The organism is Actinoplanes sp. G11-F43, assembly GCF_050589265.1.
In the GTDB taxonomy this organism is placed as follows: Bacteria; Actinomycetota; Actinomycetes; order Mycobacteriales; family Micromonosporaceae; genus Actinoplanes.
In genome coordinates this window covers 1-15769 of the sequence record NZ_JBNZCE010000054.1, presented here as the reverse complement: position 1 = coordinate 15769, position 15769 = coordinate 1, and the positions used below count along the sequence as shown (strand labels likewise).

The 15769-nt window shown below is 65.9% G+C and carries 11 protein-coding genes; 10 read left to right on the top strand and 1 reads right to left on the bottom strand.

Going from position 1 to position 15769, the window contains the following annotated elements; genetic code table 11:
• Window positions 1-20 precede the first annotated feature (20 nt).
• Both ACQ0O7_RS41545 and ACQ0O7_RS41540 read left to right on the top strand, forming a co-directional pair.
• A complete protein-coding gene (locus ACQ0O7_RS41545; protein ID WP_430791339.1) occupies window positions 21-7070 on the top strand; it encodes an RHS repeat-associated core domain-containing protein in 7050 nt (2349 codons plus the stop codon).
• On the top strand, window positions 7064-7375 hold the full coding sequence (locus ACQ0O7_RS41540; RefSeq protein WP_430791337.1) for an immunity protein TriTu family protein: 312 nt from the start codon (window positions 7064-7066) through the stop codon (window positions 7373-7375). The genes ACQ0O7_RS41545 and ACQ0O7_RS41540 overlap by 7 nt, the downstream gene beginning before the upstream one ends.
• A 403-nt stretch (window positions 7376-7778) precedes the next feature.
• Here ACQ0O7_RS41540 and ACQ0O7_RS41535 read toward each other — a convergent pair whose 3' ends face one another.
• Window positions 7779-8357, bottom strand: coding sequence for a GntR family transcriptional regulator (locus ACQ0O7_RS41535; RefSeq protein WP_430791335.1), 579 nt, complete (start codon window positions 8355-8357; stop codon window positions 7779-7781).
• 155 nt (window positions 8358-8512) lie between these two features.
• Here ACQ0O7_RS41535 and ACQ0O7_RS41530 point away from each other — a divergent pair, with 155 nt between their 5' ends.
• The 8 genes from ACQ0O7_RS41530 to ACQ0O7_RS41495 all read left to right on the top strand — a co-directional run bounded on the left by ACQ0O7_RS41530 (window position 8513) and on the right by ACQ0O7_RS41495 (window position 15657).
• Window positions 8513-8836 (top strand): hypothetical protein, encoded by a 324-nt coding sequence (locus ACQ0O7_RS41530; protein WP_430791333.1) that lies wholly within the window; start codon window positions 8513-8515, stop codon window positions 8834-8836.
• On the top strand, window positions 8833-10200 hold the full coding sequence (locus tag ACQ0O7_RS41525; RefSeq protein WP_430791331.1) for an FtsK/SpoIIIE domain-containing protein: 1368 nt from the start codon (window positions 8833-8835) through the stop codon (window positions 10198-10200). Before ACQ0O7_RS41530 ends, ACQ0O7_RS41525 begins: the two co-directional genes overlap by 4 nt.
• Window positions 10201-10300: 100 nt before the next feature.
• The gene (locus ACQ0O7_RS41520; RefSeq protein ID WP_430791329.1) at window positions 10301-11617 is read left to right on the top strand and encodes a replication initiator; all 1317 of its coding nucleotides are present in this window, start codon (window positions 10301-10303) and stop codon (window positions 11615-11617) included.
• Window positions 11607-11801 (top strand): helix-turn-helix domain-containing protein, encoded by a 195-nt coding sequence (locus ACQ0O7_RS41515; protein WP_430791327.1) that lies wholly within the window; start codon window positions 11607-11609, stop codon window positions 11799-11801. Before ACQ0O7_RS41520 ends, ACQ0O7_RS41515 begins: the two co-directional genes overlap by 11 nt.
• Window positions 11791-13068, top strand: coding sequence for a tyrosine-type recombinase/integrase (locus tag ACQ0O7_RS41510; protein WP_430791325.1), 1278 nt, complete (start codon window positions 11791-11793; stop codon window positions 13066-13068). The genes ACQ0O7_RS41515 and ACQ0O7_RS41510 overlap by 11 nt, the downstream gene beginning before the upstream one ends.
• A 236-nt stretch (window positions 13069-13304) precedes the next feature.
• Window positions 13305-14030 carry an XRE family transcriptional regulator gene (locus tag ACQ0O7_RS41505; protein WP_430791395.1) on the top strand — a complete coding sequence of 242 codons (726 nt, stop codon included), beginning with the start codon at window positions 13305-13307 and terminating at the stop codon, window positions 14028-14030.
• Window positions 14027-14500: an NUDIX domain-containing protein gene (locus tag ACQ0O7_RS41500; protein ID WP_430791323.1), complete on the top strand. Its 474-nt coding sequence runs from the start codon at window positions 14027-14029 to the stop codon at window positions 14498-14500. The genes ACQ0O7_RS41505 and ACQ0O7_RS41500 overlap by 4 nt, the downstream gene beginning before the upstream one ends.
• A 617-nt stretch (window positions 14501-15117) precedes the next feature.
• Window positions 15118-15657: a hypothetical protein gene (locus ACQ0O7_RS41495; protein WP_430791321.1), complete on the top strand. Its 540-nt coding sequence runs from the start codon at window positions 15118-15120 to the stop codon at window positions 15655-15657.
• Window positions 15658-15769: the final 112 nt, after the last annotated feature.

Below are 15769 nucleotides of genomic sequence, written 5' to 3'. Positions count from 1 at the left end.
CGATTCAAGGGGATCGGAAGATGTTCACACGTTCGCGTAGTGTGCTGTCGCTCCGCTGGAGTCGGCTGTTCGTCGGTTCACTGGTCAGTGCGGTAGTCATGTCCGGGCTGACGGTGCCGGCGTCCGCAGCCGTGCCGTCGGCGCCGGTGGTTGAGCCGCCGAAGCCTCCCGTCGAGAAACTCGACGAGGACGGCGGGCCGGTCACCGCCCGGGCCTGGGCTCAGAAGAAGGTCCGCGATATACCAGCGGCCACGCCGGTCTGGCCGAAAGCATCCACCGTCACCATCGATCTATCCGCTGCCGGCCCGGCGAGCCTTCGATCGGCGACCGCCACCCGGAGTGCCAGAGTCGGCGACCTACCCGTCTGGATTGCCGACGCGCCGGAAGCCACTGGTGGCTCCCCGCTGTCGCGACTTAATGTACGAGTCGTCGATCGCGCGGCAGTCCCGGCGGCTATGCGCGACGGGATGCTGCTGCAGGTCACCGCGCCGCAAGGCGCCGCGACCGGCAAGGCACGACTTTCCGTCGACTACCGTGGATTCCAGGATGCCTACGGCGCGGACTGGTCCTCCCGGCTCAAGCTGTGGCAGGTACCGTCCTGTGCGCTCAGCACCCCGAAGCCGGATGGCTGTAGCTCGACGCCCCTAGCTTCTACCGTCGATGCCGACGCGGGCACAGTGTCGGCCACGGTCGCCGTCGACTCGACTGGAACCGCACCGTCCTCCGCTGCGGCGGCCCGTGGGTCGTTCGTCGCCTTGGCCGCCAGCCCATCCGGGGACAGCGGCGACTTCACCGCCACGAGCCTCACACCGTCGGCATCATGGTCGGCGGGCGGCAACTCCGGCGAATTCTCCTGGAACTACCCGATGCGAGTCCCACCGGCTACCGGCCTGACCCCGAACGTCGAACTGGCCTACTCGTCGGCGTCGGTCGACGGCCGTTCGGAGGTGACCAACAACCAGCCCTCCTGGATCGGTGAGGGTTTCGACTACTCACCCGGCTATATCGAGCGTAGCTACGTTCCCTGTTTCCAGGACTCCGAGGAGAAGACCAAACCCAACAGCACCAAGTCCAGCGGTGACCTGTGCTGGCGATCAGACAATGCCACTGTCAGTCTCGGCGGCAGTAGCAGCGAACTGATCTACCAGGCCGGCAAGGGTTGGCACTACCGCAGCGAGAACGGTGCCAAGGTTGAGAAACTGACCGGAGCTGCCAACGGTGACACCGGCACTGCGGGCATCGACGGTGTGGGGGAGCACTGGCGGATCACCACGACCGACGGCACCCAGTACTACTTCGGCCTGGACGATCTGCCCGGCCAGACGACGGCCACCAACTCGACGCTGACCGTTCCCGTGTTCGGCAACCACAAAGGCGAACCCTGCCATCAGGACGAGTTCATGTCGTCGGACTGTGTGCAGGCCTATCGGTGGAACCTGGACTACGTCGTCAGTGCGCGCGGTAACACCATGTCGTACTGGTACGACAAGGAGACCAACAAGTACGCGCAGAACGCCAAGGAATCGTCGGTTGTCACCTACGACCGGGCCGGATACCTGAAGCGGATCGACTACGGCACCTACGACCGGACCACCTCCGGCCACGGCGTCACCGAACGCAACACCACCCCCTATGCACAGGTCGTGTTCACCCCGGACATCCGCTGCTTCACCGACTGCGGAACCACGTCCGAACCGACCACGAAGAACTGGAAGGACACCCCCTGGGACCAGGAGTGCAAAGCCTCCGCGACCAGCTGCCCGGACCAGTTCTCCCCGACGTTCTGGACCACCAAACGCCTCAAGACGGTCACCACCCGCGTTTGGGATACGACCGTCACACCGGCGGCCTGGCAGAACGTCGATTCCTGGGCCTTGACTCACACCTTCTCGGCGACCGCTGACACCACCCACACCGGGCTCTGGCTCGAGAAGATCGACCACGCCGGTCTTGTCGGTGGAACCGTCAACCTGCCGCCGGTCACGTTCGAAGCCGAGTCACTACCCAACCGGGTCCTGACCGACAACACCTCAACCCACAACTGGCTACGGATCTCCAGCATCGTCACCGAGACCGGCTCACGCATCAAGGTCGATTACTCGGCGCCGGACTGCACCGCGGCGATCATTGCGACCCTGAAGGCTCACAGCAACACCCGCCGTTGCTATCCGGTCAAGGTGCCCAGCAACGCCGACCCCGGCGGTGACGTAATGGTCGAGGAATGGTGGCACAAGTATGTCGTCACCCACATCGCCGAAGACGACCTCCAAACCTCCAACGACCACCCCGCCCCCTCTCGGCACACCCGCTACGAATACGTGGACGCCCCAGCCTGGCATTACGCCGAGGACGACGGCCTGATCCCCACCAACCGCAAGACCTGGAGCCAGTGGCGCGGCTACGGAGAGGTCCGCACCACGACCGGCGACGAGGCCGACACCCGCACCCTCACAGTCACCAAGTTCCTACGTGGTATGCACGGCGACCGGGCCACCCCGACCGGCGGCGTCCGCTCCGTCACCGTTCCCGCGACGGTGGGCTCCGAGACCGTCAATGACCACGACCAATTCGCCGGGCAAGTCCGCGAACAGACCACCTTCAACGGGGTCGACACCAAACCGGTGTCCAAGGTCGTGAAAGTGCCGTGGCGGTCGAACCCGCTCGCCAGCCGCACCGTCGTCGACGACAACGGCTACGCCGACACCGCTGAAGCACGCTACGTCGACACACAGGTCATCTACACAGCAACTGCTCTCGGAGTGGACGGCAGCCGTGGTTGGCGAACCTCCGCTACCCGCGCCGAATTCGACCAAACCTACGGAACCGCCGACTGGACACAGAACGACGGCGACATCACCACGACCGGCGACGAGACGTGCACGACGTACACGTACAACCGCAACACCGCCAAAAATCTGACCCAGATGGTCAGCCGCGCCCTGACCACCGCGCTCAGCTGTGGAAAGGCTCCGGCCAGCGCCGACGATGTCATCTCCGACACCAGGTCCTACTACGACAACGCCACGTCCGTCACCACACCCTTGAAGTACGGAATGGTGACGAAGACCGAGCAGCTCAAGGACTGGACACCAAGCACCGGCACCCAATGGCAGACGACATCGGAAGCCACCTACGACTCAGCCGGGCGGGTCCAGGCCGACACCGACATCAAGAAGAACGTCACCGCCACCACCTACACCCCCGCAGTCGGCGGCCCGCTCACCAAGACCACCACCAAGAACGCACTCGGCTGGACCTCCACCGTCGAAACCAACCCCTACTGGGGGTCGGTCACCAAGATGACCGACCCCAACGGCAGGCCCACCGTCGACGTGGACTACGACGCGCTCGGGCGGGTGGCACGCGTATGGGAACTGGGCTGGTCCAGAGCAAACAACACGACCAAGCCCTCAGCCCAGTACGAATACAAATTCGCAGCCAACCGCGACGCCTACCCCTACCTCAAATCGCAGAAGCTGAATGCCGCAGGCAACTACGTCACCTCCTACGAGATCTCCGACAGCCTGCTGAGGCCGCGGCAGACTCAGACCCTGTCGCTCGGTGGTAGTGGCGACCGTGTGGTCACCGACACCATCTACGACGAGTTCGGCCGCACCGTCACCACCTACGGCGCACACGCCGAACCCGGCACACCGTCCGGTGTCCTCTGGTGGGAACCGGACTGGTCGGTGCCATCGATTACCAAGACCGTGTACGACCGTGCCTCCCGGCCCACTGCCTCCATCTTCTACAGCGGCGACGGCGTCACCAACCTGGTCGAGAAATGGCGCACCACCACCGCCTACGAAGGCGACCTCACCAAAACCACCCCGCCCGAAGGCGGTACCCCCACCACCACGTTGACCGACATCCAGGGTCGAACCATCGCACTGCGGCAACACACCACCCCAGCCGGCGTCAACGGGGCCTACACCCAGACCAGATACGCCTTCAACCGTAAAGGTCAACAGACCACGGTTACCGACTCCGACGGCAACGAATGGGGCAACACCTACGATCTCAGAGGTCGGCTGGCGAGCACCGAGGACCCCGACAAAGGCACCACCGAATATGGCTACAACGAATTCGGCGAGCTGGAAACCACCAAAGACGCCCGCGGTGAGGTCCTCTGGTACGGCTACGACACCATCGGTCGCAAGAAGCAACTCCGCGACGACGGCAAAGGCGGCCCCCTGCGCGCCGCCTGGACCTACGACGCCCTCACCGACGGCTCCACCGGCTTCCGCGGGCAACTCACCCAAAGCATCCGCTACGAACCGGCCGGCTCGGCAAACGCCTATCGATGGCAAGTCAGCAACTTCAGCTCTCGCTACCAGCCCACCGCCGTCAACTACGTCATCCCCGCCGTCGAAACCGGCCTGAACAGCACCTATTCCTACGGCTACGGCTACGCCGGCGCCACCGGCGAACCGACGACCGTCTCCTTCCCCGCCGGTGGCGGCCTGGTCACCGAACAATTGACCACCACCTACAACGCCACTACCGGCATGCCCGAACGACTCAATACCAGCCTCACCGGCTGGGCCGGCACCATGGCCAACACCTACTACACCGCCTACGGCGAGCGCTCCGGCTCGGTCTACCAGTTGCCGACCGCACCCTTCGTCGGCGACAACGTCTACCGCGACGAGGGAACCCGGCGAATCACCCGGACCACCGTCGAACGCAAATCCGTCGCCGGCACCGTCTCGGACCGCAACTACGAATACGACAAGGCCGGCAACATCCTCTCCATCGAGGAGAAGCCCGCCGTCGGATCCGCTGACAAACAGTGCTTCCGTACGGACCCCCTCGGCCGCCTGACCACCGCGTGGACCCCGAAGGTTACCGCGGCCTGCACCGCCGATCCGGCTCCGGATGCGCTGGCTGGTCCCGCCCCCTACTGGCAGGACTGGACATTCACCGACACCGGCTCCCGCAAGACCGAAACCACCCGCACCCCGACCGGCACCACCGCTCGCGACTACACGGTGCCCGCAGGTGGAAAGAACGTCATCCGGCCGCATGCGGTCACCGCCATGAACACCACCATCGGCGCAACCACCGACACCACCGAATACCGCTACGACGACAGCGGCAACATGATCTGCCGTCCCACCGTCGGCAGCACCACCAACACCTGCGCCACCGGCATCCGTAGCCAAACCCTCAACTGGGACGCCGAAGGCGAACTCGCCACCGTCACCGACGGCACGAACACCATCGAAGCCAGCGTCTACGACGCCAACGGCGAACGCCTCATCCGCCGCGACGCCACCGGCACTACCCTCTACCTGCCCGGCCAGGAGATCCGCCGCGAAGGCACCACCAACACCGGAACCCGCTACTACAGCTTCGCCGGCACCACCTTCGCCTCCCGCACCGGCTCCTCCGACATCACCAGCCTCAACTGGCTTTTCAACGACCACCAAGGCACCCAACAACTCACCATCAACGCCGGCACCCAAGCCGTTACCGCCCGCCGACAAACCCCCTACGGCGGCGAACGCGGCACTAACCCCATGTGGGTCAACAAGAAGTCATTCGTCGGCGGCGACCAGGACACCACCGGCTTGATCAACATCGGTGCCCGCCGGTATGACGTGCTCCTCGGCCGCTTCATCTCCGTCGACCCAATCATGGACCTCGCCGACCCTCAACAGTGGAACGGCTACAACTACGCCAACAACGGCCCGATCACCCGTAGCGACCCGACCGGGCTCTTGCTGCACTGCGACATCCCAGCACACTGCAACATCAACAAATCCCCCGACAAGGGAGACGACGACGGCGGCAAAGGCCCTACTAAACCCCCCAAAGAAGGCGGCGGTGGCGGACCTGGCGGAGGCGGCGGAGGAAACGGCGGCAGCGGTGACATCGGCAACGAGCCCGTCAAGGTGTCGGAACCGCTGAAGGAAGCCATGACAGGCGGCGGCTACCACTACGACGGCGACTTCACCGTCAATGACGTGGCTAAATTCCTCAGCGAAAGCACCGCCAACTGGGACCTGTGGTGCGCCCATTCCGCTGGCATGGAGGCTGAAGATTGCAAACGAGAAAACCCCTTCGCGAATAAGCTCTCCGCGGAAGCGTCGATTTTGATCGTCGCAGCAGTCTTCGCTGCCCCCGTCGTCGTCGCCGCCTGCATAGCAGGCTGTACAGCCGCAGTCGCCGGCATCGTGAGCGGCGAACTCGCGCTCGCCTCAAGCGGCACACTTGTCGCTTCCAGTGCAGCCACGACCGCTGCGGTAGCGGGCGTGAAGGTTGCAGTCATGGGAGGCAAAGCCGGGCTGAAATGGCTCCGTCCGCTCGCAGGTGCTGCATGCAGCTTCTCGGGTGATACAGCGGTTCTTCTCGCTGACGGCACCACCAAACCGCTCAGCGAAGTGGAAGTCGGCGACGAAGTCCTTGCCACCGATCCTGAAACCGGCGAGCAAGGCCCCCGCAAGGTTGAGAAGGTCTGGGTACATAACGACGACCTATACGTTCTCGATGTTGATGGCAGGCGCCTGACCGTCACGGAGGACCATCCCTTCTGGAACGAGACCGACAAGCGCTGGGAAGGTCCAGAAGAACTAGAACTGGGCGACCTGCTCCGAACCGTCGGCGGCACCGTCAGCGCAGGCACCTTCAACTGGGATGATCACCGGTACGCCCCTGCATACAACCTCACTGTTGCTGGCATCCACACGTACTATGTGCTCGCCGGCAACACGCCCGTCCTCGTCCACAACGATGGCGGCGACGACGTTGCCCGAGTCGGTCGGTGGATGTCGCAGGCCGAATATGATGCGATGGTGAGGACAGGAATGGTGCAGCGTGGGGGTGGCGGCCTCACCTACGTGGTGCATCCAGCCGATCCGGAGGCGTACAGGTCCGCGCGTCCAGGATCCGTGTATGCAGAGTTTGATGTTCCCCGGTCGTCGCTGATTCCAGGTGGTCGGCCAGGCGACTTCAAGATGTCAGACTCCAGCACTGTCTTTTCGCGACTGGCGGTTAGCAAGGGTGGCGCGCCGCTTGAGTTGCCGGCGGCGAAGAACATTACGCTGGGCGGAGGTGCCGGATGCTAAGAGGCTCTGAGCTGCTGGAAGCTTTCCGTGGTTGGATCACCCACCCGGAGCATGTTCCGACAGGGTTGGGTGCCAGTTCCGAAATCGAGGAATCACCGGGAGATCGGAACCCCCGCTCTATTCGATGGATATTGGAAAGCTCAGAAATGATGAGTCAAATTGTTCTTTGGGAAGACGGGCAGTCCGAATTCGATCTCATCGACGTCGCAACTTCTGAGGTCCGCTCCGAACATCGGCAGATTGATTCTCGGCAGGAGCTAGACCAGGTTCTGGAAATCGTCCGTGAGTGGGTGATCCGATCGTAGGCGGCGAGCGTTGGTTATGCCTGCGCTGATTTGAAGCAGTCACTACGCTCCGCTACCGACTGGCCTCGCTGGGCCCTCGGGTGCGTGGGCGTTCTCCTGGGTTGCCGTCAAGGTTGCCGTCAATCCCGGATACATATCAGCGCTGATAGATATATTGGCTGGCGCACCAACCGGACCGTCCGACTGCTGTGGCCGCACAACGACGCGACACCCGGGCAGAGGATTGTTTCGCCGATCAGCCGGGTGGGATGGCGGCCGTCCCGCACCGTCCGAGTTCGGGTCAGTGGTTCGGTGCGGACGGCGTGCGCGCGGGGCCGTAGGCCTGTAGCGCGTGCGCGCGGCCCGGCCTTGCGCCGGGCCGCTCTTGATTACGTGAAGCAGTTTTGGACCAGCTTCGCCGTGATCAGGTGGTGGGCTTGCGCGGGCGGCGAGTCTTCGTGCTGTTCTGCGGTGGTTCGGCGGGCGGCTCGTCCTCGGCGATGGGGGCGTCGTCGCGGAGCATGTGCGCGGGTGGCTTGGCGTAGTTGCCGTGGTCGGCGTGGTATTTGATCACGTCGTCGATGAGCCGGCCGTGGGTGTCTGCGTGCCGGAGCAGGTCGTGCAGCGCTGCGTCTTTGTCTTCTAGCGTGCGGGCGCCGTGGTATCGGGCGGTGATGGCCTGCTGGTCGGTGAGGTAGGTGGCGACTCGGGCGCGTAGCTCGGGGTCGGCGATGGGTTCTTGCATGACTGCGCCGCGGAGTAGGTCGAAGGCGTCGGGGTGTACGAAGGTTCCTTTGCCGGCGACGCTGTAGGTGATGCGCCGGTTCTGGAGTTCGCGTAGGGCGCGTTGGGCGGTCATGGAGGCGACGCCGTAGAGGTCGGCCATCTTGCGGGCCGAGGGGAGCGGGTCGTTGGGGTTGAGGCGTCCGTCGTGGATCTGGTCGAGGATGTCGTCGACGACCCGTTGGAACAGGGCGCGTTTGTCGTCGGGGTCGTGTGGCATGAAGGGATCGTAGCGTCTCGCGGCCCTCATGCGAGATGGGTGTCACGTGACAGTTGCTTGCTGAACTCTCTTGACTGTCTTGGGTGTCACGTGACACCTTGGACGCACGGGACGCACGCCGTGGTGGCGTGGACCGGAGTCAAGGAGTGTTGCTCATGTTGGTGTTGCCTGTTGATGGCAGCCACATGCTGCTGGTGCTTGCCGGGCCGGTGCCGCAGTTCAAGGACAAGGCCAATGGTGTTGCGGCGACCGATCGGGTGTCGGGTGCGCCGTTGGTGGAGGTGCCTGTCGCGTTGACTCTGGAGGGTGGGCAGCCGCAGGTGTTGCGGGTGTCGGTGCCGCAGCCGGCGGTGCCGAAGGATCTGGCGGTGGGTCAGATGGTGCGGGCGTCGGGGTTGATGTTCGTGTCGGGGGAGAAGAACGGCCGGACCTGGCAGATCTTCCGGGCGTCGGCGTTGACGGCGGTGAGGCCGGGATGACCAGTCCTCCTGATCTCACCCTGGTACGGCTGGTCCCGGCAGTGGTGCTCGCCGTCGTTCTGCTGATCGTGCTGATCCGTGGCGCGATGCTGGCGGTCCGGTATCTCCGGGCGGATCGGCGGTTGCGGCCGGTGTTGCGCCGGGCGTGGCGGATCAGATGGATGTGGCGGCGTATCGCCCGCCGGGTCGGTCTGGTACAGATCGAGCGGTCCCGGCCGCCGTGGTGGTCCAACCGTCCGCCGGGAACGGTGATCACCCGTGAGTTGGTGCCGTCGGTGCGGACGGCCGCCGAATGGTGGGGTGTGCGCGTCGACGTGTCCACCCTCGGACACCTCGGCGTGGACGAGTTGACCGCCGCCGCACCGCATCTGGCCGATGCGTGGCGGGTGCCGCAGGTGCGGGTGGCGCAGGTCCGGCCCGGTCTGGTGCGGCTGCGGGCTCTGCTGCACGACCCGCTCACCCAGCCGACTACCTGGACCGAACCGGCCGACCCCGTGGTTGGGCTGGAGGTCTGGACGGCCGGTATCGACGCTGACGCTGAGCCGGTGACGATCCGCAGTTCCGGCGTGTCCGGGATCGTGGTGGCCGGTTTGGCGGGCTACGGCAAGACGTCGTTCTTGAACGCCCGGTTCTGCCAGCTCGCCGCGAGCGCGGCGGTGCAGTTCGTGTTGATCGACGGCAAGGGCGGCCCGGACTACGACGACCTTTTCGCCCGCGCCTGGTTACACGCCAAGGACGACCCGCAGCAAGTCCGCGACCACCTCGCCAAGGTGCGGGACCTGATGGTCGCCCGGCAGCGGTCGATCCGTGCCGTGCTGGGGGTGAAGAACGTGTGGCACGTCGGTCCGTCCGCGGCGTGGCCGCTTGTGCTGGTGGTGATCGATGAGGCGCATACGTTCCTCAACGAGATTAAGGGCAACGACGCCGACTCCAAACGCCTCGACGCGCTCGCTCGGGAGACGGCGCGGCTGGTGGAAGAGGTGATCCGGAAGGGCCGCAACGTCGGCATCCAGGTCGTCTTGGCGACGCAGAAGGCGACCGGTGATGCGATCCCGACGAAGATCCGCGACAACTGCCAGGTCGCGGTCAGCTTCGCGCAGCGCACCAGCGAGGCGGCCACGGCGGTGCTCGGCTCGGACATCACGTCCGCGCCGGATGAGCATCCGCGCCGGTTGCAGGACCCGGCGTATGTGGGGGTGGCGTCGATGGTGGCCGAAGGCCGGCCCGGTTTCACCCTGGTCCGTACGCCGTACGTGCCGGACGCCGTCGCCGATGTTATTGCCCGGCAGACGGCGCACCTGGTCCGCGACCCGCTCACCCTCCTACCTGCTGGGGAGGTGACGGCGGATGTCGCATCCCGCTGATCGGAAGCCTGGACAGCTCGGCGGCCCATTCCGCCAAGAACACTCCGCCGTGCTGCCCGGCCCCGATTCCCGACCCGGCAACGAGCAGGAACCGACCCCGATGATGCCACCCCACCCCGATCAACCGATCGACGCCGGTGGGCTGCTGCGGGTCGCGGCCTTCACCGACGCGGTGCGCCGGGCCGGTGCCTGCGGGCATCCGATCCATCTGTCCGGCACGCGGCTGCTGGTCGAGCGGGACACCGGCCGTCTGCTCGACGATCCGGCCCCGGCCCGGATCACGGTGCGCTGCCGTAGCCGCCGGGCCACGGTGTGCCCGTCGTGTGCGGCGCTGTACCGGCTGGACGCCTTCCACCTGATCGCCGCCGGACTGTGCGGTGGCAAGGACACCCCGACGGTGGTGGCCGACCGGCCGCGCCTGTTCGTCACCCTGACCGCACCCTCGTTCGGGCCGGTACATCTCGGTCCCGGCGAGCACGGCTTGCCTCGCCTATGTCACCCGAACGACGGGAGGTGCGGGCGCTGGCATCCGGCCGGTGATCCGCTGATCGGCACGCCGCTGGACGTGGACGGCTACGACTACGCGGGCCAGATCCTGTTCAACGCCCATGTCGGACGGCTGTGGGCCCGGTTCACCGTCCAGACCCGCCGTGCTCTCGCGTCGGGTGCCGGATTGTCGCGAGCGGCGGCCGCCAAGCAGGTGCGGGTGGTGTTCGCCAAGGTCGCCGAATTCCAGACGCGCGGCGTGGTGCACCTGCACGCGGTCATCCGCCTCGACGGCCCGGCCGGACCCACCACTACTCCGGCCCGGTGGGCCGCTACGGGCCTGCTCACCACCGCGATCCGTACCGCCGTACCGGCGGTCGAGGTCCGTACCCCGGCCTGCCGCCGGATCACCGCTCGTCGTCTGGTCTGGGGATCACAGCTCGACATCCGCCCTATCACCACCGAGGGCATGTCCGAGCGAGTAGTGGCCGGATACGTGGCCAAGTACGCCACCAAGGCCGCCGAAACCGCTGGCGCCCAGGTAGGTCCGCTGTTCTGCCGCACCTGTACCGGGCGCGGCGCCACCGGTCGGGCTGGTCGGCTGTGCCATCGCTGCGGCGGAACCGGCCGGCGACCCGGCATCGACCTGGACCGGCTCAGCGGGCACACCCGACGGTTGATCGAGACATGCTGGTGGCTCGGCGGGCAACCGGAACTCGCCGCGCTGCGGCTGCGCCGTCACGCACACCTGCTCGGCTTCCGCGGCCACTTCGCCACCAAATCCCGCGCCTACTCCACCACCTTCACCGCGCTGCGCGCCGAACGCCAGCACTGGGCCTCGGCTCAGTTGGCCCTGCAAGCCGGCGTCGATCCAGCGGCGGTCGCGGTGCTCGGTGACTGGCGACCGGGGGTGGTGCCGGATGAGCGCTGATCTGCTCACCGTCACGCAGGTGATGGCCCGGTTGCAGGTGTCTCGGCACACCGTCTACCAGCTCATCCGCACCCGACGGTTGCGCTCGGTCCTGATCGGCCGGTGCCGCCGTATCCCCGCCGTCGCCCTCGCAGCGTATCTGCGCGAGATCGGCATGGACGCAGGTGGCGACCATGGCCGGTAAGAAACGCGCCAACGGCGAAGGCACCATCTACCAGCGCGCCGACGGCCGGTGGGAAGGCGCCGGCTACATCCTGACCGCCGACGGCACCAGCAAACGAGTCCGCGTCTACGGCACCACCCGCAAACAGGCCGCCGACAAACTGACCGAGAAACTCGCCGACTCCCACCACGGACGGCCCACCCCGGTCACCCCGGACATGACCGTCGGCGACTACCTCGTGCAGTGGCTGACCACGGTCGCGGTGCACCGGGTCCGGCCCACCACCTACGCCAACTACGACACCTGCATCCGGCGGTTCCTGATCCCCGGCCTCGGCCGGCTGCGGCTCGCCGCGCTCACCGTCGCCGACGTCCGCAGCTTCCTCGACGGCATCGCCGCCGTCTGCCAGTGCTGCTCCCAAGGCTGGGACGCCCGCCGCGATCCCGCCCATCGGCGCAAGGACCGCCGCCCCCGCTGCTGCGCGATCGGCAACTGCTGCCAGCACCGGGTGCAACCGGCGACCGTCCGCTACATCCGCGCGGTGCTGTCCGCCGCGCTCGCCCACGCCGTCCGGGAAGGACTACTGCACCGCAACGTCGCCTCCGCGGTCCGGCTGCCGACCCCACGCCGCACCGCCTACCAGCCGTTCACCGCGGGCGAGGCCCGCAAATACCTGTACGCCGCCGCGTTCCACCGCCACGGCCCGCTGTACGAACTCGCCCTGCGGACCGGGATGCGGCGCGGGGAACTACTCGGCCTGCAATGGGCCGACCTGGACCTCGACGGCGGCTACCTGTCCGTACGCCGCACCCTGGCCCGCACCAAAGCAGGCATGACCTTCCAGCCACCCAAGACCGAGGCGTCCCAACGCAAGATCCTGCTCCCGGCCGCCTGCATCACCGCGCTGCGCCGCTACCGGCAGCGGCAAGACCTCGACCGGCGGGAAGCCGGCGACCGGTGGACCGATCAAGACCTGGTGTTCGCCTCGTCGACCGGCCGGCCGCTCGACCCCGCCTACGTCCACCGGCAACACGAGACCGTCTGCTACCTGGCCGAAGTCCGCTACATCCGGTTCCACGACCTTCGACATTCGTGCGCGACCCTGCTGCTGGAACAGGGCGTCGAGTTGGTCACCATCAAGCACCTACTCGGTCACGCCCGGCTGCACGTCACCGCCGACGTGTACGCCCACGTCCGGCCCCGCCTGCACCGCGACGCCATCGAAGCCCTCAACCAGGCACTCGACCCCGACCAGCCCGACCCCGACCAGCCCGAGCCCGACCGATAGAACCCGAGGTGAGGGACACCTAGCCAGCCATGCGACCGGACGCACCGGTGCGACCTGCAAAGTGTGTCCCTCACCCCTGCGGCACCCACCGGCAGGGCAACTACCGATAAAGCTACGAGCCACCCGCGGACACCGAAACGCCCTGAACGGCACTTCGGCGGACATCACGATGGGCTTCAAACGTCACCACCATGTCCACTACGGTGGCGGGTATGAGCCACCGGCTACGCACCGCCATGCTGCGCGCCCAACTCGACGCCGCCGGGCTCGCCGCCGCGGCCGGGGTGGACGTCAAGACCGTCAACCGGTGGCTCGCCGGCCGCGTCCCGCACCAGCGCACCCGCCTCACGGTCGCCGACCTGCTCGGCGAGACCGAAGCCGCCCTCTGGCCACAAGCCCGCCCCGACCTGGCCGCCGGCGCCGAAGCCACCGCCGAAGTCGTCGGCGCCTGGGCCCACCGCGCCGACATCCCCCACAGCCTGTGGACTTCCCTGCTGTCCGGCGCCACCGAACGGATCGACGTACTCGGCTACGCGTACCCGTTCGTGCTGGAACTGCTGCCCGACACCATGCAACGACTGACCGACAAAGCCACCGCCGGAGCCCGCATCCGCCTCGCCTTCGCGGACCCGGACAGCGCACACGTAGCCGAACGCGACACCCTGGAACAGATCGGCGGCACCCTGCCCGGCCGCATCCGCAACGCCCTCAACTTCTGCGAACCCCTCCACCGGGTTGACGGGATCGAGATCGGGCTACACACGGTGCACCTGTACAACTCGGTGTTCCGCTTCGACAACCAGATGATCGTCACCCCGCACCTGTACCGGGCTCGCGGCTACCAGCACCCCGCCCTGCACCTGCGCGAGTTGTCCCCGTACGGCATCTTCGCCTCGTTCGCCGACCAGTTCGAACAGGTCTGGCAGACCACCACCGCCTACCCACCGGAGCCGTCACCGTGAGCGGCCGGCGCGACTACTACCACGACCCGGACGCACCCAGGGCCAACAGCCTCGTACCCGGCGGCTCCGCCCTGGTCGTCGACGAGCATGGCCGCATCCTGCTGCAACGCCGCTCCGACTCCGGCAACTGGGCACTGCCCGGCGGCACCATGGACATCGGCGAAACCCTGGCCCAGTGCGTGATCCGCGAGGTCAAGGAAGAAACCGGCCTGGACATCGAGATCACCGGCCTGCTCGGCGTCTACACCGACCCGCAACACGTCATCGCCTACGCCGACGGCGAAGTCCGCCAAGAATTCAACATCACCTACTACGGCCGGGTCACCGGCGGCACCCTCGCCATCAGCGACGAGTCCACCGACGTCCGCTTCGTCGACCCGGCCGAGTTCGACCGCATCCCGATCCACGACACCGTCCGGCTCCGCCTCCGCCACCACGCCGAACACCGCGCCACGCCCTACCTCGGATAGCCGCGCCTGACCGGCCCGACGGCCGCCGACGACGCTGGTTGTCTGCCCACGTTGCCGTCACGGTTGCCGTCAACACCACCCGACAACACGAACCGCGACCCAGCCAATCCACGAAAGACCAGGTGACAGCCCTGCGCCGATAGGTCACTCTCCGTGTCGTCGGTGAATATGCCACACGTACTATGTGCTCGCCGGCAAAACGCCAGTCCTTGTGCATAACACCGCATGCGATCCGGTTGCCTTTGGCGCATCTCTAGGTGCGGAGGTGCGGGCGATGAGTAGTGGGCGAACCGCTGCCTTGACTGAGCGGATTACAGCACGTGGCCTCAACCAAGCTGATGCGGCTGCAGCAGCAGATTCGGCGGCAGGTGCAGCCTTCGGCGCAACTGGTGGATTGCATACCCTTGCTGACGGCAGGATCGTTGTCCTTCCGGCTAAGATCCAGCCCAATGCGCCCGTGCTTGTGGTTGATTCAGGAGGAGTCGTTCGAGCCGGAAACGCTGACTTCGGATTTGATAGTAAAACTATGCAACTTACTGTAGATAATGTTCGGACTCGGTAGGGCGAAAATGGGTCGCTTTGGGATTCGAGAGTTCCAGCTTCATATCATCGCGACGATGCCGGATTCTTCGGCTCGAAGCGCGGCATTAGCGAGCCTGGAGGCCGTTGTTAGCGATGCCGAAGCGGCTCTTTCGTCCGCTCGCGCGCGAGGGTTGTTCCAGCCCGGGCATCGGATCGACCTGGAGAGATCGATTTTGGGGGATGAGGTTTACAGGGTGCCATTGACGTCGGCGGAGGGCGAGGATTCGGAGGCATTCTCCCATTCCGATGTAATTGCTTTTCATCTCCCAGTCTTTGTGGGTTTCGATTACGCCGTTAATGTTTCTGGTCAGGGATTGGTCTGGGGTCAGCGATTTCTGCGCCAGCAAAGCTATTCTACGCCGAGCGTTACCCTAATTCGGGACCTTAGGCCGTGGAGATTCGTCAAGGAAGAGTTGGAACCCTTCCTAAGTCGGAAAGTCGTCGTGGACGAGTTTTCGTTCAGTGAAACAATTTCAGGTGAGCCGACATTCGGCGATAGTCATGGAACATCTGGCGGGAGGCTCACTCTTCGATTCGACTTCGGTCTCCTTCAGTCCGTGAATTCCGAAGGCTGACACTTGGTGGGATCGTCCGGGACCACGGCCGTTTCATGATCGATAGTGGCGGTGAGTGACGGTGCCTGCGTTGGCGTGTCGGATATGGACGAAGCTCCGTTGAGTCCAGGTC